We start from the raw sequence: 18,401 nt of genomic DNA on the forward strand, positions 1-18,401 counted from the left end.
GGAAAGCTCTCGCTGCATCGCGCTCCTTCATTGCGAGAGGCCGGATATTTCATAGGGAGGATAGCGGGCTGTGCAGAACAGGTGCATGAAAAGCGTTCCCGCCCGCTTGTTGAGGGGGGCGGCAGTGCAACGACATTACCACTCGGTCCGGAGGGGCGGCAGTGTTCGATAGCCTGGACGAGACAGTCGAAGCACTGATTGTGGCCGGCATCCCGCAGCCGCTGCAGGACCAGATCGAGATCAGTTTCGCCAGGCCGGACGCCGACTTCGCCGCGACGGGGCCCACGTTGAATCTGTTCCTGTACCGGGTTACCGAGAACCAGGAATTGCGCAACCGAGTGCCCACAGTGGAGCAGCGCAATGGCAGCTACAGCGGTGGCCTGGCACCGGTGCGCGTGGACTGCAGTTATCTGGTGACCGCCTGGGCCGCGGCCGGTGATCCCGCGCCGGAGAAGACCGAACACCGCCTGCTCGGCTGGGCACTGAAGCTGCTGTTGCAGCACCGCTATGTCCCGGATGACCTGCGCAGGGGCGTGATGAAAATGCAGTCCATGCCGCTGCCCACGGCCACCATCCAGAGTCCGGCGGAGCCGCGCGGGGATTTCTGGCTGGCGCTGGGCGGCAAGCCGCGCGCCGCGCTGGAGTACAAGGTGACCATCGGGGTTACGCCGGAAGAGACCAGGGATCTGGGGCCGCCGGTGCAATCGGCCGAGCTCAGGATGCAGTTGCGATCGGAAGCGCCCCGGGAGCGGCCCGCGCAGGAGGTATCGCCATGAGCCGCAAGCATCGACCCGATCGTTGGTTCCGAAGTTTGGCGATGGGACCGGAGCGTGGAATTCCGGTACCGATTCATGGCCCGGCTGTCGGGCGTTTCGTGAGCAGAATTTCATCTGAGGAGAATCATCATGGCTAACGCCGCCTATCACACACCGGGGGTGCATGTGCAGGAGGTGCCTCCAGCCCAGGGGCCGATCCAGGGTGCAAGCACCAGCGTCGCGGCATTTATCGGCATCACCCAGAGTGGTCCCGACGTCGGGACTGTCACAGCGCTGACCGGCTATCGGGCGTTTATCGAGCTGTTCAAAACGCCGGACGGCAGTCTGCCCACGGACCTCGGCTTCCGATACCTGGCCTACGCGGTGTACGGTTTTTTCAATAACGGGGGAACGCGCTGCTACATCACCCGTGAGGCGTCGAGCGAAGCGGCGCAAACCCAGCCGGGGAATTCCGAAGCGTTCAAGCGGTGGCGACAGGGGGTTATCGATGAAGTCACATCCTGGCTGAATGCGCATGATGCTCCGGCCCCTAACGCCACACAGAAGCAGAAACTTTCCGGATTGTTGAGCGCAACCCGGGAGCGTCTCGAATCGGATCCGCAGCAGCTCAAGCAGGCGCTTAAGGATTGGCTGCAAAGCCTCAACTGGAAGGCGGTGGCCGAGGAAGTCGCCGAACTGGTGGATAAAGTTCTTCTCCCAGACCTGATCAGTTTGCTGCAACGGCTCGAAGTGGCGCTAGACAAAGTGTTCGAAAGTGCTGAGGCGGCCACACTGTCGTCATCGTCGATTGCTCCAGCCCTGGCACTACTGGAACCCTACGATGATATCTCGATGGTGGCTGCGCCGGGATTGACGGGGACAGAGCAGTGGTCGGCGCTGGTGCAGCATTGCGCGAAGAATGCGCCCAACTGCTTTGCCATCCTGGATGCGCCCGCCGGTGCGGACTGGCAAAACACACCGCCGGTTCCCGATGAAGTTGTGCAAAACCCGGACTATGCGGCCCTCTACTATCCCTGGATTGAGGTTGCGGATGCGGGCGGCGGCGAGAATCTCACTGTGCCGCCCAGCGGTCATATCGCCGGCGTCTACGCGCGGGTGGATAGTGAAAGAGGCGTATTCAAGGCGCCGGCCAACGAATCAATCTACGGTGCACTCGATCTCCCGGTCTACGTCAGCGACAGGCAGCAGCAGGCCTTGAACGACGGTAAGTTCCAGAATCCCGAAAACGGTATCAACGTCAACTGCATCCGGCGGCTCAACGGCGGCATCCTGATCTGGGGTGCGCGGACGGTGGATGTGGACGATAACGGGCAATTCCAATACGTCAGTACCCGGCGCACCTTCAATTACATCCGCCAATCGCTCGAAGATGGTACCCAGTGGGCGGTGTTCGAGCCGAACACGCCGGCCCTGTGGGGGCAGATTACCCGCAATGTTACCTCCTTCCTCACCAAGCTGTGGCAGGAGGGTGGCCTGTTCGGCACTACCGCGGCGGAGGCCTTCTACGTCAAGTGCGACGCGGAAACCAATCCCGAAGACGTGCGCAATGCGGGCCAGGTGGTCACCGAGGTGGGTGTGGCCATCACCAAGCCGGCCGAGTTCGTGGTGTTCAAGCTGGGCCTGACGTCCGGCAGCGCAACCCCTTCCACGAGCAGCTGAGGACTGCGGCGTGCCTGTTTACCAGTTCCCGGCTCACCTGCCCGCCGGCGTCTCCGCAGCGGCGCAGACGATGCCCGGTGTTTACCTGTCGCCACGTACTGTGTCGGTAGAAATCGCCCCACCGCGCACTGGCACGCCGGTGTTCCTCGGTGTGGGGGGTATCGAGCGCGCGACTTGCCTGGACGGTCGCAGCGATATTGAAAAAACACTGGCAAAGGCAACCGGGCTGGCCGCCTATGCGATCAGGGGATTTTTTGCGAACGGTGGCCAGCGTTGCTATCTGTTGCCGGCGCGCGGTGACGGCGCGGAAGGGGTAGGGGAGTCCGATCTGGCCGAACTGGAGCAGCTCGACGATTTCGATCTCGTGTGCGCACCGGATATGGCGGCGTTGCTGCCGCCGGAGCAACTTGCCCGGGCCCATAAGCGGATACTGAAGTGGTGCGCACAAGACGGGCTGCGCTTCGCCATTCTCGATGGGCCCCGCACTAGTGACCAACTGGACAACTACCGGAAGTCGCTGGCGCGCGAGCTGCGCGGCGAGCCATCGGGGGTGGCATCGTTCGGTGCCGGCTATTACCCCTGGTTGAACGTCGCCCGATCGCGGCCTCTATCCGCAAGCGCGGAAGCGGCGGGGGCTGGCCAGGTTCTGGTGCCGCCATCCGGCCATGTGGCCGGAATCTACAGCCGCAGTGATCGCAATAACGGGATTTGGGCGGCGCCGGCCAACGATGTGGTGGTCGGGGTTTTAGCCCTGGACGGCGTCGGATCGGGAGCCGGCGACCCGCAGGCGGCGAGCGCCGCGAATTTCAATGGGCTGCGCAGTTTTCGCAAACGCGGCATCCGCGTCTGGGGCGCGAGGACGCTCAGCGATGATCCATCGCTCGTTTACATCACCGCGCGCCGGCTGTTGCAAGCGGTGGCGCGCCGCCTCGAACAAGTACTTGCCCCGGTGGTTTTCGAGCCCAATTCGCCGCTGTTGTGGGCGCGCGTAAACCGCATCGTCAGCACCCAACTCGACGCGCTCTACCGCAGCGGCGCACTTGCCGGAGCTACGGCCGAGGACGCCTATTTTGTCCGCTGCGACGGGGATACCAATTCGCCGCAGGCTCGGGCGCAGGGGCAGGTGGTCGCAGAGGCCGGAATCGCAGCCGTTGCCCCGGCGGAATTTATCAGCATCGACATTCGTATCGGCGACAACCAGCTCGCCGTTTCTCAACAGGTTGGAGGATAAGCAGCCATGGCCCAGACAGATCCCTTCCGGGGGTACAACTTCAAAGTCGAGATCGATGGCATTACCAGCACGGCATTCAAGGAGTGCGGTGGCCTGGACAGCTCGACTGCAGTGGTTCCCTACCGCGAGGGCACCGACCCGACACTCGGCCAGCGCAAGTTGCCGGGGCTCTTATCGGTTTCGAACGTCACGCTGCGCCGGGGAATTACCAGTGACCATTCGCTGTGGGACTGGCACAGCAGCGTGACCTCCGGTGACCTGCAGCGGCGCGACCTGTCGATCATCCTGATGAATGACAAGGGCGAGGAGCAGATCCGCTGGAATCTGCAGAACGCCTGGCCCGCCCGCTGGACCGGCCCCAACTTCGACGCCACCGCCGATGCCATTGCGATCGAGGCACTGGAACTCACCCACGAAGGTGTCGAGGTCCAGACGTGGTAACAGCGGGCGAGTTTCCCTTTGCCCTGCCCGCGGGCTACACCGACGAGGAAGGCAGGGTGCATCGCGAGGGGGTCATGCGGCTGGCGACGGCCTACGACGAAATCGCGCCCCTGAACGATGCCCGCGTGCGTGGCAACCCGGGTTACCTGGTGATTGTTCTGCTGTCTCGCGTCATCGTCAGGCTGGGCGAGCTGAAGCAGGTCAACACCCGGGTTGTGGAGGGAATGATGTCCCAGGACTTTATCTATCTCCAGGACCTTTACCGGCGCCTCAACGAGCAGGGGCACCCGCGCCTGCCGGTGAACTGCCCGCACTGCCAGGAACAGTTCGAGGTGGAGGTGCAGCCGCCGGGGGAGGCATAGGCTACCCCCCGGACCGGTTGTTCGAGGAGGTGGCCTACCTGTCCCGCTATTTGCACTGGTCCTACGACGAGGTGGTGCGGCTCGATCACCTGGAGCGGCGGCGCTGGGTCGAGCAGGTGGCGTCCGTGAACGAAGAACTCAATCGCGTGCAGCGCTAGGGCCTGAGCTCCGCGGGCGCGGCATTGAATCAGCTCGGGTTTCGCAACCCGGGGCAGCGAGAAAATCAATACAGGGGGCATGCCATGATGCTTGGAATCCCGGCGGCGCTGACCGTTGCCAGAGGGCATCTCGATGCGCGGCTCGACCCGTATCTGGGGAACAATTTCTTTGTCGAGATCGACGGCTTGCTGGTTGGCAGCTTCAGCGCGGTGAGCGGCCTGCAGAGCGAGGTGCAGGTAACCGAATACTGTGAGGGCGGCGTCAACGAATTCCGCCACCAGCTCCCCGGATCTGTGCACTATCCGCGCCTGGTTCTGACGCGGGGCATTACCGAAATCGACACCCTGTACGCCTGGTATGCGCGCGTCTGCGAGGGCGAGTTCAAGCGTCGCGACATGACGGTGATGATGCTCGATCGAAGGCATGTGCCAGTGGTCTGGTGGAATGTGAAGGCGGCACTGCCGGTCAAGTGGCGCGGTCCGGATTTTGATGCATCGCGCTCGACACAGGTGGCGGTGGAAAGCCTGGAACTGGTCCATCGCGGCATCGTCAAGCCAATACTCAGCCGCGCTGCGGGCGCCGCCCGTGCCGGGCGCGAGATGATCGTCGAGCCGGTAGTCGATTCGCTCGGGAATGGCGATCAATGAGAAGCGGGGAGGTTGCCACAGTGGCAGGTCGAGACGGGGGCACGCCGCGGCCTTGGGAACAAAACCTGGATCGCGGCCTGGTTGCGCGGCTCTGGCGCCGGCCGACGGTTATTTCGCCGGCGCCGGGCGACAGAATCCAGCGGCGCACAAACTATTTTACCGCCCGCGCCCAGTTGCTGGCCAAATCACTGCTCGATCGCGTGAGCCGCAGCGAGCGGGAAATTGCCGGCCCGCAGGTGGTGCACGTGGACTGGCAGAAGGCGTCTCCGTCTATTGTTCCGGGTTCGGCGCCCGCACCGGCGTCGCCAACGGAATTGCGGGTGGTGTCTGTCGCCGCGGAGAGTGTACCTCGCGTGCTAGACGAAACCAGAGCTTTCCCCACGTTCGCCGCGTCGGAGGAGTTGCCCATCGTTACGCGATTGCCGGCTCAGCCGGGGGCAGGGGGCACAGCATCCGATATAAACGGTGATTATCAGTCGCCCGCTGCGTCGTACCTTTCCGAGCCGCCGGTGGATTTGCCGGCACAGCCATCGGCAATTGCCGAAGACGCAGTGAAAACACTGACTATGCCTCCGGTCCGGGGTCCGGTGCGTTCCGGCAGGGACCAGTCCGCCCCGGTCATTGACGCGAATCCGCATTATTCAGAAAACACCGGCAAAGCCGTCGCTTCGCTTCGCGCAACGGAATTAACGCTGTTCAATCTTGCACACTCAACAGTTTCCGCGGACGCTAAAGCGGGAGAGGTCGAAGCCCGCACAACACCGGATACCGCGCTCGATAATTGCTCGCCTTCGCAAAAATTCGACAGGTCAGTCACAGTCTCACCGTCGCATACGGTCGCTATCGACGGGCACGGGACGCTACATCACGCAATAGCGCGGCCGTCGCCTGTGCAGGATTTAGACGGCACAGCGTCCATCGGTAAAGCCGGAGAAAGTACCGCCGCCATGGTTGCCGCCCCTAGTGCGCAACCTCCGTCGATGCCACACGGCGCGCGGGAGTCTGTGAGACGCGTCGAGTCCATACGATCCGGCGAGCGTAACGACGATTCTTCGACGACGCTTCTGACGGTGCCCGCGCGGAAGAATTTATCGCGATCCAAGGACGCGACAGGCGAAGCGGAAACCGCTGTGACGCAGGTATCGCAAGTGTTACCGGACAGGGCGCCTGTGGCCCACGCGCCTGCGGCGCAGTCCGGAAGACTCATGCAGCCGTTAGCACCATCCGGCACTGTCGGCCCGTATATCCCTGACCATCATTTCAAAAGCGGAATCAGCGCGCCGGCTGGCGCGGAACTGTCGCCGCTTCCGCATGCGAGAATCCAGCCCGCGAATCCGGCATCCGCGGCCGCCGCGGTGGCGAGGGAAGCGGATGTACATAGCGGCGATTCGGAGCCTACTCCGCTGCATGTACCGGTGCTGACAGCGAATGCCGACGGCCAGTCCGAAAACATTTCCCCATCCCCATCACCATCATCACCGCCATTGATTGACGAGGCTCAGCTGGCCCGTCGTGTCGAGCGCAGGATCATGAAGCGCCTGGCGGTCGACGCCGAGCGCCGCGGAGGCTGGTCGTGACACTGGAAAAACTCACCGTCGAGTACGAATCCGACGGCAGGCACGAGCAGTCGGAGGCGCTGTTCAATCCGGACAAGCTCGTCTTCCGGCACGCCGCCGGCTGGAGAAATGCCGGCGCCGCCAGGGCCGACGGACTTTCATTGTTGGAGTTCACCGGATGCCAACCGGCCACCCTGGCACTCGACCTGTTCTTCGATACCTACGATGCGCCCGACGAAGTCTCGGTGCGCTGGCCGAACTCGCTATTGCCATTCTCTCGTAAGGGGCGCAATGCGCCGCACAGTGTGCTCGACAGGACGCGTGCAATCGAACGATTGACGAGACCGGATCGGGAAACACACCAGCCCCCGGATTGCAGGCTGCGCTGGGGGCGGAATGTCCTCTTCCGCGGGGTGCTTACCGAGGCGCGCACCACCGTCACCCTGTTTTTGCCGGACGGTACGCCGGTGCGGGCCACGGTTGGTTGCAGTTTTACCGCGCGGGAGAGCAACTTGAGTCCCGCGAATGAATTGCACTCAGCGGATGTGGCGAAGAAATACACCGTGCAGCCGGGTGACACCCTGATGTTGGTCGCCTCGACCATGTACATGGATGCGCGCTGCTGGCGACCCATCGCCCGGGCCAATGGTCTCGACGATCCGCTGCGACTGGCACCGGGACAGATACTGCTGATCCCGAAACTGCGGGACTGACGGATGGAGGTACGACGATGACTCTGGCCGCCAGTCCCCTGATCGCCGATTACCAGATCAAGGTCAATCGCGTCGCGCTCGACACGGAGCTGATGCTCGACGTGCTCGAGGTCGCGGTGCTGGACGATCTCGCCGGACCCTCGATGTTTAGCCTGCGGATGGCCACCTGGCGCCAGGCGACCCAGTCCTACACCTGGGTGGACAGCGGCCTGTTTGCGATCGGCGCTGAAGTCGAGGTTTCGCTCGGTTATGTGGATCGGCTCGAGTCGATCATCGTCGGCGAAATTACCAGCCTGGAGCTCAGCGTCGATAGCGGGGAGGCGCCGGAGTTGCTGGTGCGCGGCTACGATCGCCGCCACCGCCTGCTGCGCGGCGAGCAGACGCGCACTTTCGTAAACATGTCCGATAGCGATATCGCCGCCGCCATCGCCCGCGACAACAATCTGACCCCGGATGTCGTCGACAGCCGCGTCGTCCACGAGCATGTGTGGCAGCACGCCCAAAGCGATCTCGGTTTTCTCTGCGCCCGCGCCGCCGCCATCGGCTACGAGGTCGTGGTGGGGGACAAGACGCTGTATTTCCGCCCGCACGCAACGGCTTCTGAACCGGCGCTGGTTTTGGCCACCGAGCGCGACATCAAGACTTTCGGGCTGCGCATGACCGCACAGGGCCAGGTCGGCACCCAGCGGGTCAGCGGTTGGGATGTGGGCGGCAAGCAGGCGATTTTCGGTGCTGCCAGCGGCGCGCAGGTGGTGGCGATGGGCGGCACCCCGGGTGCGGAGATCGCCGACAAGGCCTTTGGGGCGAGCGATTCCCTGCGCACCGGTCAGCCAATTGTCGCTCAGGACCAGGCCGACAGCGCCAGCCTGGGCCAGCTCGGCACCCGCGCCCTGGCGTTCATTCTCGGCGAGGGGATCTGCCCCGGTAGCGCCCAACTGCGCGCGGGGAAGCTGGTGTCGCTGAGCGGCCTCGGCGACCGTTTCAGCGGGCCCTATTACATCGAACAGGCGCGGCACAGCTGCTCTGCCGAAAGCGGATATCAGACGGCGATCAAGGTGCGGAGGAACGCGACATGATGCTACAGGAAGCGGGTTTTTGGTCGGGAAACACCCAGGCGCCCGGTCGTCTCTACGGTGCGGTCGTGGGGATAGTGTCCAACAACGTCGACCCGGACGGCATGGGGCGGGTCAAGGTCACTTTTCCATGGCTCAGTGCCGAAGACGAGAGCGGCTGGGTCCGGATCGCAACGCCGATGGCCGGCGCCGGCCGCGGTGTCTGGATGCTGCCGGAAGTCGGCGACGAGGTGCTGCTGATGTTCGCCAACGGCAATATCGACCAGCCCTATGTCGTCGGTGCGCTGTGGAACGGTGTCGACGCGCCGCCGGACAACAACGACGACGGCCGCAACAATCGCCGAGTCATCTGCTCGCGCAGCGGCCACACGCTGGTATTCGACGATACCGAGGGTGCCGAAACCATCACCATCAGCGGCGCCGCGCAGAAAAACAAAATCGTCATCGATGCCAGTGGCGAGTCGATTTCGATCGAGTCGTCCGGCCGGATCAACCTGTCGGCGGCCGGGGGGATCGATCTGCAGAGCGACGGTGATATTGCGATCGAATGCGCAACATTTTCGCTGTCGGCGCAAAAGTCCTACGAGGTGAAAGCGAATGGCAGCGGAAGCCTGTCGGCCGCGAGTGGTCTGGGTATCGACTGCATGGCGGGCGTAAAGATCAATAAAGATGCGCTGGAGGTGACCTGATGAGCTACCTGGTAACGGCGGCCAACACCGTGCTCTGCAGCCACGGGGGCAGGGGCAGGGCGACGCTGCCGAATGCGCGCGTGCGGGTGGGCGGTGAGCCCACCGCGACCCAGTCGGCGCCCTACCTGGTCGAGGGGTGTCCCTTTGTCACGCCAGCATCAAACCCGCTGCCGTGCCTCGCCGCCTCATGGCTGACGGGCGCACTGCGCCTGCGCTCCGCGGGCCAGCCCCTTTTACTGACCAACAGCGACGGCATCACCACGCCCAATGGTGTGCCGGTGCACATACTGCCGGCACAAGCCCGGGTGCGGGGGCAGTGAGTATGGCATCGAACAAACACACGCGGGGATTTCTCGGCACCGGCTGGAACTACAGCCTGCAACCGCTGCACCCGGCCGGCATCGGTATCGGCCTGGACGGCGACGGGTGCATCGCCGAAGTCGGCGGCGACCAGGTTGTCCACCAATCGATCTGGCTGATTCTCGGCACCGCCATCGGCGAGCGCGTCAGCCGGCCGGAATTCGGCTGCGCCATCCACGACCTGGTGTTTGCCCCGATCAACGCGGCCACGCTGGGACAGATGGAGCAGGCCGTGCGCGAGGCCCTGGAAATCTGGGAGCCGCGCATCGACTTGCTCGGCGTGCGCGCCGAGCCGTCGCAGGAAATAGCGGGCGCGGTGACTATCGCGGTGCACTACCTCATCCGCGAAACCAACAGCCGTTTCAATATGGTTTACCCCTTCTACCTGACGCCCCCGGAGCCGGCCTGATATGAAGCGTATCGATTCTCCCGTTATCGATCCCCGCAATACCGAAGCCGTGGCACGGCAGACGGCCCAACTGGCGGAGCAGCTGAGCGGCTGGTCGCCGGGCGATAAAGCCGATGCAGGTACCGCGCTGATCGGTGCCTTTGCGACCTTGGCGCAGCAGGTGATATCGCGCCTGAACCAGATGCCCAACCGCCACTTCCTGGCCTACCTGCGCATGCTGGGCCTGCAGCCGCAGCCGCCGCGCGCAGCCGAGGTGCCCTTGACCTTTACCGCGGCCGCCGGTGCGCAGGGCGTGCGGGTGCCGGCCGGCACCCAGGTGCGCGGGCAGCATGCGGATGGCAGCAGCACTACCTTCTACACGCAGGGTCCGCTGGAGTTGCTGCCCAATCGGGAGCCCGTGTTATGGCGAGCAATCACCTATCAGCCGCGGGGCGACAACACCATCGACTGCGTTTCAATAAATACCGCAGTGGCAACGGGGCTGGAGCCCGGTTATTACAGCCTGTTCACGGCAGACACCGCGGTGGAGCACGCGGTGTATCTGGCCGCGGATGAGGTCATTGTCGCCGTCGGCAGCGGCGACGCGATTCAGCTGTCGATTGCGTTCGCCTCGGGAGACGACGCCGAGCACTGGAGCCTCCTGCAGGACATTTCCGATCCCGAATCAGATCCCTGCATTGTCTGGGAGTATTTTTCTTCCAGTGCTGACGACTGGACGTCGTTAGCAATCGACTCGGATTCAGTATCCATCGACGGCGATGATTTTCAATTTAATGTCACTCTCCCGGCGGATATCGTCACCTGTTCGCTGTCGGTCGCCGGGACAACGACCAGCGCTTTCTGGATTCGCGCCCGTTTGACGGCCTGGCCGGAGGACACAGATACCCCTGCGGAGGACGCTGCTATTCCTGCCTGGTGCGGGGTAACGCTCAGCGCCACGGAATCCGTGGACGTCTCGGAGTTGGCGCTGGAGCAGGTGCTGTTCAACGGTGTGCCCATCGACACCAGTAAGGATTACTACCCGCTGGGGCGGCAACCGGCATTCAACGATGCCTGTACGCTGGTGCTCGGCTCTTTGCCGAGTGACGAGTCTGGCAGACTGATCGTAACGGTGACCGTTTCCGACGAGGCGCAAAGCGAAGATCCCGATCCCTGTGGAAACGACAATCCCAACCTTTCCTGGGAGGTCGGCAGCGGCGACAGCTGGGACGCGGCTGTCCCCACGTTCGATCCCTCCGGTACGGGAGATGCTAGTGTATCTGCGCTTAAAGCGAGTGGCACGGCGGAGATTCCGCTCCCCGCAGACACCGATCAACCTTCTCTGCGCATCCGCCTCGCCTCGGGTAATTACGGCACTGGCATTACGGTATCCGATGGCAGCGTCATCGACGACGGCTATCGCCCGCCGATACTGCAAAGTATCAGCCTCGGCGCAACGTATACCCCGAGTGCGACACCGATCTGCGTGATCGATAACGGCGAGGGGCGGCAGCTGGAGGATTTTGCGCAGCCGGTGGCCCCCTTCCTGTTGCGCGCGGACGCAGCACCCACGTTTTATCTCGCGTTTGGCGAGTCGCTCGGCCAAACCACGGTTTCGATCTATCTGGAAGTGGGGCCGCTGTCGTTGGACGGCGAGACGCAATCGGCGCTCAGTGCAGTGCAGGGCGGCGGCAATCCCGCCCAAGTCCAGTGGCAATATATGGCCGTCCCCGGCGGCACCTCGGCGGATACAGACTGGAAGCCGCTCGAGGTTGCCGATGGTACGCACAATTTTACCCAGAGCGGTTTCCTGCAGTTCGTTGCGCCCGCCGACCTGGCGCGCAGTGCGCAGTTCGGGTCCGCGCCCCTGTACTGGTTGCGCGCAACAGTGAAAAGCGGCAGCTACTCTGTGCCTCCACGGGGAGGGCGCCTACTGCCCAACAGTGTGGCCGCGAGCAATGCGCGGCTGATCCGCAACGAAGTACTCGGTTCCAGCCGCCAGACGCCGGGCCAGACCTTCAGCCTCACACAAGCGCCGATCCTTGCCAATGCCGAACTGCTGGTGCGCGAATCGACCGCGCCCTCCGCCAGCGACTCGGCGCAATTGCGCGCGGAGTCGGAGCCACTGGCAGTGGCGCCGGTGGTTGCCGGTTCCGATGGCACGTCGGAGACATGGACTGCGGCCGACCTGGACGCGGCCTGGGTGCGCTGGAAGCAGGTCGGAAGTTTTGCCGCCTCGGGCCCGCGGGATCGCCATTACACGCTCGATCACCAGGATGGCACTGTCACCTTCGGCGACGGCAAAAACGGCATGGTGCCGCCCGCCGGCGAGAACAATATCGTTATGGCCCGATACAGCGCCGGCGGCGGCGCCGCCGGCAATCTGCCCGCGGGCGCGATCAACCAACTGGTGACGGCCGTGACCCAGGTTGCCGCGGTCGACAATGCGATTGCGTCGTCCGGCGGTGCCGACGGTGAAGACAGCGACGCGGTCATGGACTGGGGACCAAAGGTCCTGCGCCACCGCGGCCGCGCCACCGCCCGGCAGGATTACGAGGATCTGGTCCGACAGGGCTTTCCGCAGGTCGCAAAAGTGCGTGCGATCACGCCGGTATTTGACCCGACGGAAAATCCCGGACTCCCCGAAAGTGCCGGCCATGTGCTGGTCATCGTAGTCCCCGGCGACAACGTGGATCGCCCGGCACCGTCGGTCGGTCTGTTGCAGCAAGTTGGCGATTTCCTGCGCGCGCGCATGCCACCGGCGGTGCAATTGAAGCTTTCCGGGCCCGACTGGCTGCAGGTGGATGTCACCGTTACGGTGAATGCAAAACGGATGGATCGCGCAGACGCAGTGAAAAAGGAAGTCGAACAGGCGCTGCGCCGCTTCCTGAATCCCCTTTCCGGAGGTTTTGATCGCGGCGGCTGGGCGCTGGGGCAGATGGTTTATGACTCGGACTTAACCCGCTATCTGCTCGCGCTGCCCGGCGTCGACAGCCTGAGCGATCTCACGGTTACCCGCACGCCGGCGATATCCGCGCCCGGCAGCACGGGCGCTATGCCCGAGGATACCGCGGACCAGAAGCTGACGGTCATCCTGGTCTGTTCCGGCGATCACACCGTGACAGTGCAAGCCGCCGGGAGCCTATAGCCATGCCCATCGAACTGCCCAACCTCGATGATATCGACTACGAGGAACTGGTCTCGGGCGCCATTGCCGCGCTGCCCGGTTACGGCTCTGACTGGACCGACTACAACCCGTCCGACCCCGGTATCACCCTGCTGGAAATGCTGGCCTGGCTCACGGAAATGCTGGTGTACCGCACCAACCGCATACAGCCCCGCACCTACAAGGCGTTTCTGCAGCTGTTGATGGGTTACGGCGAGTCGGCGTTGCGCGGCGGTACTGCGGACTTGGTGGCCGGCGATCTGCAGGAAACTCTGGATCAGCGCTTCGACGCCGAGCCGGCGCAGGCGATGCGCGACGTGCTGCTGGCGCTGCGCCGGCGCTACCGCGCCGTCACCGCCGCCGATTACGAACAACTGGCATTGACGACTTTCCCCGCGATGCAGCAGGCCGGGCAGGGTGCCGCGAGCAGCCAGATAGAGCGCTTGGCCTGCCTGCCCGAAGTGGACGTGACCGACACAAGCGCGGGACTGCCGGCCGACTCGCCGGGCGCCATCAGCCTGGTGGTGCTGCCGGTCCGGTCCGACGGCGATCCTTCGCCCTGGCTGCAGCCATCGGGTGAACTGGTGGCGGCGCTGGGGGACTTTTTCGAGAACCGCAGGCTGGCCACGACGCGCGTCTGCATCGCCGGCCCGCGTTATGTCGGGCTGGATGCCGCAGCCACGCTCTACATCGACGGAGACGCCCGCCCGCGGGAAGTGCTACTCGAAGCGCGGCGTGCGCTGTTCGAGTACCTGCACCCGGTGCGCGGCGGAGCGGACGGCACTGGTTGGCCCTTCGGTCGTACCGTGTACAGCTCCGAGTTGACGGCGCGGCTCGCCACTCTCGCGGGTATTTCTCATGTGGAGGAGGTCAGCGTCGCGAACGGCGGTGCCGGCGGCGAATCGGTGTCACTCGACGGGGACCAGCTTCCACAGCTGCGGCGGGACGCCATAGACCTGACGGTGATGGTACTGAGCGGTTCGGTGGGCCAGGACGGCAGTGAGTGGGTGCGCTGGAACCCGGAGGTAACGGCCGGATGACGGACCATCGCAACGAAATCGAAGCAGTCAGCAGCTACCTGTCGTTTCTACCGGCGCCGCTGCAGGACGGGCACTTTATCGGCCAGTTCCTGCGCGCATTTGAGGCCATTCTCTCCGGCGGTGTGGTAACCGCTTTCGGCGAGATGGGTGGGGCCGCTGATCAACCGGAGTGGCAGCAGGGCTTGGGTGAAACCCTGGACCGGATCACCCACTACTTCCAGCCACAGGAAACGCCCGCTGATTTTCTGCCCTGGCTGGCGCGCTGGGTCGCGGTGGACCTGCGCCGGGATTGGTCGGAGCAGACGCGGCGCAATCTAGTGGCCTCCATCGTGCCCCTGTACATGCTGCGGGGAACGCGCAGGGGCATCGCGGAGGTGGTACGGCTGTGTGTCGGTGAGACGGCGGATGTTCGCGTCGATGACCGGGTTGTGGATCCCAGAACCGGCAAGCCGTATGCCTACTATTTTCGCGTCACCCTGGTTGTCGATACGCGGCAGACGCCGACCAGCTTACAACAGCTCTACCGCAAGGTAGAGGCTGCCATCGAACTACAGAAACCCGCCCACACCTACTACAGCCTGGTGCTGCGATACCCGTCCCTGGTGTTGCTGGATGAAGACCCGGACACACGCCCCAAAACCCGCGCGACCGAAGGGATCTACGTGGGCAGAAACACCACGCTGGGCAACGCGGAGATGGGGCCGGACGGCGAGAAGCTTCCGCTGCAGCAGATATCTTCAACGCATCGAAACGGAAAGCCAAAATGAGCAATGATTCCAAAGACAGTGACCTGACCGAGGTACGCCCTGAAAATGAGACATCCCAAGCATTCCTTAACGCATCGAAAAGGAATGCCAACGACAAGGGCCCTGCCGACACGCGTCCGGATTATGTGACGTCCCGTTTGCGCTATTTCGATGGCGAATTCCTGTCGACCCAGGACTTTATCGACGAACAGAACTACCACGTGGACCGCCAGGTACGCCACGAAGCCAACTTGCATGCACCCGGTGTTCTCGAAGGGCTCGATGTAACGCAAGCGGGCGACACGTCGGTGAGTATCAGCCCCGGCAGCGCACTGGATGCCAGCGGCAACCAGGTACTGCTCAGCGATGAGGATGGGAATGGGACGCCTATTGAGGGTTACACGGTTGAGCTGCCAGAGAACGCCAGCGACGGCGACTATATCGTCGACCTTCTCTTTATTGAGACAGCGACTGATCCCCAGTCCGGCAGTGAAGGTGATACCCGCTTTACCCAGGACCCGAAGGCGGTGAATGGCCAGGGTGAAACGATGCTCGCCATCGGGGCATCCCTGCGCGAAGGTGCAGTGCCGTTGGCAAGGGTGCGCGTGGCCGGCGGTGTGATCGACGCAATCGACACAGACTCTTTCTCCACCGGGGTCCGGACCCAGAAATATGCCGGCCTGCGCCTGCCGGGAAAGAGCGGCGATGCGGGCACGCTTCGCTTTGAGAATATCAACGAAAATCCTGAGGGTTACTATCCGGGAGATGCCGGTTATCCGGAAGCGGACTACCGGATAACCCTCGACCAAAAACTCTTTCTCAAGCAGCCGTCTACAGGAGAAGAGACCAATATCGAGATCGAAAAGGGGGCGCTTATCTTTCTCGACAGCCCGGGCGATATCTGGGCGCACGATTACGGCCAGCGCATCCTGCTGCAAAATAATGGTGTCGAGCTGTTGGCGAAGGATAAGATCACCCTGACCACCAACAACACCGGCGACCCGCAATCCGGCAGTGACGATCAGGAAAGCGCGATCCATGCGCTGGTGGCGCATGCCAGCGGCAATGTGGGAATCGGTATCGGCGACGACGAGCCGGCCGCACGACTGGAGATCAAGGGCGACGGCGAAAGCGCCGCCCTGCAGGTTACAGCCTCGGACGGCAGCGCACTGCTTACGGCGGGAGACGGCGGAGCAGATATATCAGTTCTGGTGAACGCGCAGGGTGGAATCTCGGTATCGAATACACAAATCGACACCGGCGGCCAGCTCGCGATCGGGAAGTCTTCGGGAGCGCCATCAAACCCCCTGGAAGTCTACGACGAAAACGACAATCAGCTACTGGCAGTTTCAGGAGGTAACGGACTTCAAGTCTACGGCACGGCAACTGTGTCGGATATATTAACCGCAAGTGGCGGGTTCACCGTGACTGGCACCGCAACCGTGTCAGATACATTGACCGCAAGTGGCGGGCTCGCAGTAACTGGTACTGCAACGGTATCGGATACATTAACGGTAAATGGAGAAGTCGCCGTTGCCGGTGTCGCAACCGCATCCGAATACAGCTTCCCGGCCAGCGCTACGCCGAATGATGTCCCCCCGGTAATTACCGCTCGCCGGGTGCCAGCCGGACAGGGAAATAACAACGATGTAGAGCGATCCGAGTTGATTCTCTTCGCCAGCAATGACACCAATACCAGCAATGGCCCGGATGCCATCACCCTACGCGCACCGGCCCTGCGATTACAGACCTACGATGATGCCCATGTTTCGGATATCGATAATGATGCCGGATGCAACGATCGTTTGTATATCAGCCCGAACGGTAAGGTGGTTATCGGAAAGGAGTATTTTCCAGAGAATGGAAGCCATTGGCTGGAGGTCTGGGATCCAAGCCAGTCTGATAACGCACTGCTCGTTGTAGGGGCGGACTTGATACGTGCATTTTCAAACACGGTGGTGACTTCTGACGGAAAAATGTCGATTGGCAATGGCTATAACTCGGGTACTCTGAGTAATCCGCTGGAAGTGTGGGGCGGGGATGAAAACAACAATACCAAGCTGATCTCTGTCAGAGACACCGAGGTAAACATCAATTCTGCAATTCCATTGAACGCACAGGGAGGGATCAATCTTACGGGTGAATCGAGCTTGCTCGGGGCCTGGGGGCAAGGGTCGTACATAGTTGGAAATAACTATCAGGCCAATAGTGATGGCTTTATTGTTGTCTATCTGGTGGCCTCTGGTAAAGAGCAGTTGAGTGCCGTAGGTGAAGCTGGGGTAGATAGCAATAATCTGGAAACACGGGGGGTGGCCTCAGTGCATCGGGATACAGGGGGTTCAAATACCGTTGCGGTCGATAAAAACTCTTTCATGATGCCGGTTAGGAAAAGTGAGTATTGGAAAGTGTCGACGAGCCAAGACGGTGACGCGAGCGGTAATCCGGGTAGCGCGGCAGTAACAGTAAAATGGATCCCTTTCGGGAATTGACTGTGGTTCAAGGTTGGATGTGTTTGCTGCTCAGTAATTCCAGCTTGATTCTATGTGTAGAAACTCAGGTTTCCTTGTGTCCGGAATTATTAATCCGGAATCCGGGTTGGTTAATGGGCCATTGCGACACAGGGATGTGCCGGCAGATTAATAGAAGCTGATTCAATGGAAGTGTTTTTGCTTAAGGAGGTGTAAATTGGATTCATCCTGAATTGTGGTCTTGGTGTGGTAGGAATTGTATTTTCCGAAACGATATTTAGCGTATAAAAAATACTTTATGGAGAGCATGATGGAAAATGTCTGTGAACAACAAAATGAATTGCTTTTATGTGGAACTGTATACCAGGCAGATACCGATGGGTTCGTTGTTGTGCGGCTTCAGGCCAGTGGTAAAGAGCAATTGAATGCAAATGGGGCCGCGGGAAGTAGCAGCGACAGCTTGCAAAGCCGGGCCTCTGCATCGGTTCATCGAGATACAGCCGGTAGCAATACGGTCGCGGTAGATGAAAACTCGTTCACGATGCCGGTGAGGACGGGGGAGTACTGGAGGGTGTCCACATCGCAGGATTGTGACGCGAGTGGAAATCCAGGGCAAGCAGCAGTTTCTGTTTCCTGGATGCCATTTGGCCGTTGATTCATAACTCGAATTGGAGGAAAGCATGGAAAGCTGTCTGGAACAGCGTTTGGTGTCGCTGAGATTGGAACAAGAAAAGGGTCGGCAGACCCTTGCCGAACTCGACAACAAGCGTGCACGCCTTACCGAAACCCTGTTGCGTATCGAAGGCGCTCTAGCAGTATTGCAGGAACTGCGCGCCGGTGATTCGGTCGGGCCGGGAGATGAGCCAGGCAGCAATCCCAATACACACCGGGAAGTCCTTCCAGCAGGCGCCGGCGTGAGTGTGTAGC

The 18,401-nt window shown here is 62.1% G+C and carries 19 protein-coding genes; all 19 read left to right on the forward strand.

Features of this window, described 5'->3' with window-relative positions; all coding sequences use genetic code 11:
• The first annotated feature begins 161 nt into the window (after positions 1–161).
• The 19 genes from IG627_RS14315 to IG627_RS14405 all read left to right on the forward strand — a co-directional run bounded on the left by IG627_RS14315 (position 162) and on the right by IG627_RS14405 (position 18,400).
• On the forward strand, positions 162–776 hold the full coding sequence (locus IG627_RS14315; protein WP_193193059.1) for a Pvc16 family protein: 615 nt from the start codon (positions 162–164) through the stop codon (positions 774–776).
• A gap of 129 nt (positions 777–905) precedes the next feature.
• A complete protein-coding gene (locus tag IG627_RS14320; RefSeq protein ID WP_193193060.1) occupies positions 906–2,435 on the forward strand; it encodes a phage tail sheath family protein in 1,530 nt (509 codons plus the stop codon).
• A gap of 10 nt (positions 2,436–2,445) precedes the next feature.
• Positions 2,446–3,666 (forward strand): phage tail sheath family protein, encoded by a 1,221-nt coding sequence (locus tag IG627_RS14325; protein ID WP_193193061.1) that lies wholly within the window; start codon positions 2,446–2,448, stop codon positions 3,664–3,666.
• Between the two features lie 6 nt (positions 3,667–3,672).
• Positions 3,673–4,107, forward strand: coding sequence for a phage tail protein (locus IG627_RS14330; RefSeq protein ID WP_193193062.1), 435 nt, complete (start codon positions 3,673–3,675; stop codon positions 4,105–4,107).
• Positions 4,101–4,469 (forward strand): phage tail assembly protein, encoded by a 369-nt coding sequence (locus IG627_RS14335; RefSeq protein WP_193193063.1) that lies wholly within the window; start codon positions 4,101–4,103, stop codon positions 4,467–4,469. Before IG627_RS14330 ends, IG627_RS14335 begins: the two co-directional genes overlap by 7 nt.
• 17 nt (positions 4,470–4,486) lie before the next feature.
• Entirely contained in the window at positions 4,487–4,627 is a 141-nt protein-coding gene (locus IG627_RS21120) for a DUF6760 family protein (RefSeq protein ID WP_193193093.1), read from the forward strand.
• An 84-nt stretch (positions 4,628–4,711) separates the two neighbouring features.
• Positions 4,712–5,275 (forward strand): phage tail protein, encoded by a 564-nt coding sequence (locus IG627_RS14345; RefSeq protein ID WP_226865146.1) that lies wholly within the window; start codon positions 4,712–4,714, stop codon positions 5,273–5,275.
• 20 nt (positions 5,276–5,295) lie between these two features.
• Positions 5,296–6,852 carry a hypothetical protein gene (locus tag IG627_RS14350; RefSeq protein ID WP_193193064.1) on the forward strand — a complete coding sequence of 519 codons (1,557 nt, stop codon included), beginning with the start codon at positions 5,296–5,298 and terminating at the stop codon, positions 6,850–6,852.
• The gene (locus IG627_RS14355) at positions 6,849–7,544 is read left to right on the forward strand and encodes a CIS tube protein (protein ID WP_193193065.1); all 696 of its coding nucleotides are present in this window, start codon (positions 6,849–6,851) and stop codon (positions 7,542–7,544) included. The genes IG627_RS14350 and IG627_RS14355 overlap by 4 nt, the downstream gene beginning before the upstream one ends.
• A 17-nt stretch (positions 7,545–7,561) precedes the next feature.
• Positions 7,562–8,620 carry a phage late control D family protein gene (locus IG627_RS14360; protein WP_193193066.1) on the forward strand — a complete coding sequence of 353 codons (1,059 nt, stop codon included), beginning with the start codon at positions 7,562–7,564 and terminating at the stop codon, positions 8,618–8,620.
• Complete coding sequence (locus tag IG627_RS14365) at positions 8,617–9,306, forward strand: phage baseplate assembly protein V (RefSeq protein ID WP_226865148.1); 690 nt, start codon at positions 8,617–8,619, stop codon at positions 9,304–9,306. Before IG627_RS14360 ends, IG627_RS14365 begins: the two co-directional genes overlap by 4 nt.
• Positions 9,306–9,626 (forward strand): hypothetical protein, encoded by a 321-nt coding sequence (locus IG627_RS14370; RefSeq protein ID WP_193193067.1) that lies wholly within the window; start codon positions 9,306–9,308, stop codon positions 9,624–9,626. Before IG627_RS14365 ends, IG627_RS14370 begins: the two co-directional genes overlap by 1 nt.
• Positions 9,627–9,628: 2 nt before the next feature.
• Positions 9,629–10,075: a GPW/gp25 family protein gene (locus IG627_RS14375; RefSeq protein WP_193193068.1), complete on the forward strand. Its 447-nt coding sequence runs from the start codon at positions 9,629–9,631 to the stop codon at positions 10,073–10,075.
• 1 nt (position 10,076) lies between these two features.
• Positions 10,077–13,202: a putative baseplate assembly protein gene (locus tag IG627_RS14380; RefSeq protein WP_193193069.1), complete on the forward strand. Its 3,126-nt coding sequence runs from the start codon at positions 10,077–10,079 to the stop codon at positions 13,200–13,202.
• A gap of 2 nt (positions 13,203–13,204) precedes the next feature.
• A complete protein-coding gene (locus IG627_RS14385) occupies positions 13,205–14,260 on the forward strand; it encodes a baseplate J/gp47 family protein (protein ID WP_193193070.1) in 1,056 nt (351 codons plus the stop codon).
• Entirely contained in the window at positions 14,257–15,027 is a 771-nt protein-coding gene (locus IG627_RS14390) for a phage tail protein I (protein WP_193193071.1), read from the forward strand. The genes IG627_RS14385 and IG627_RS14390 overlap by 4 nt, the downstream gene beginning before the upstream one ends.
• Positions 15,024–17,495 (forward strand): hypothetical protein, encoded by a 2,472-nt coding sequence (locus tag IG627_RS14395; protein WP_193193072.1) that lies wholly within the window; start codon positions 15,024–15,026, stop codon positions 17,493–17,495. Before IG627_RS14390 ends, IG627_RS14395 begins: the two co-directional genes overlap by 4 nt.
• A gap of 289 nt (positions 17,496–17,784) precedes the next feature.
• Positions 17,785–18,129: a hypothetical protein gene (locus IG627_RS14400; protein WP_226865149.1), complete on the forward strand. Its 345-nt coding sequence runs from the start codon at positions 17,785–17,787 to the stop codon at positions 18,127–18,129.
• 25 nt (positions 18,130–18,154) lie between these two features.
• The gene (locus IG627_RS14405) at positions 18,155–18,400 is read left to right on the forward strand and encodes a hypothetical protein (RefSeq protein WP_193193074.1); all 246 of its coding nucleotides are present in this window, start codon (positions 18,155–18,157) and stop codon (positions 18,398–18,400) included.
• The last annotated feature ends 1 nt before the right edge of the window (position 18,401 follow it).

The sequence above is a fragment of the Microbulbifer taiwanensis genome (assembly GCF_014904815.1).
GTDB classification, from domain to species: Bacteria; Pseudomonadota; Gammaproteobacteria; order Pseudomonadales; family Cellvibrionaceae; genus Microbulbifer; species Microbulbifer taiwanensis.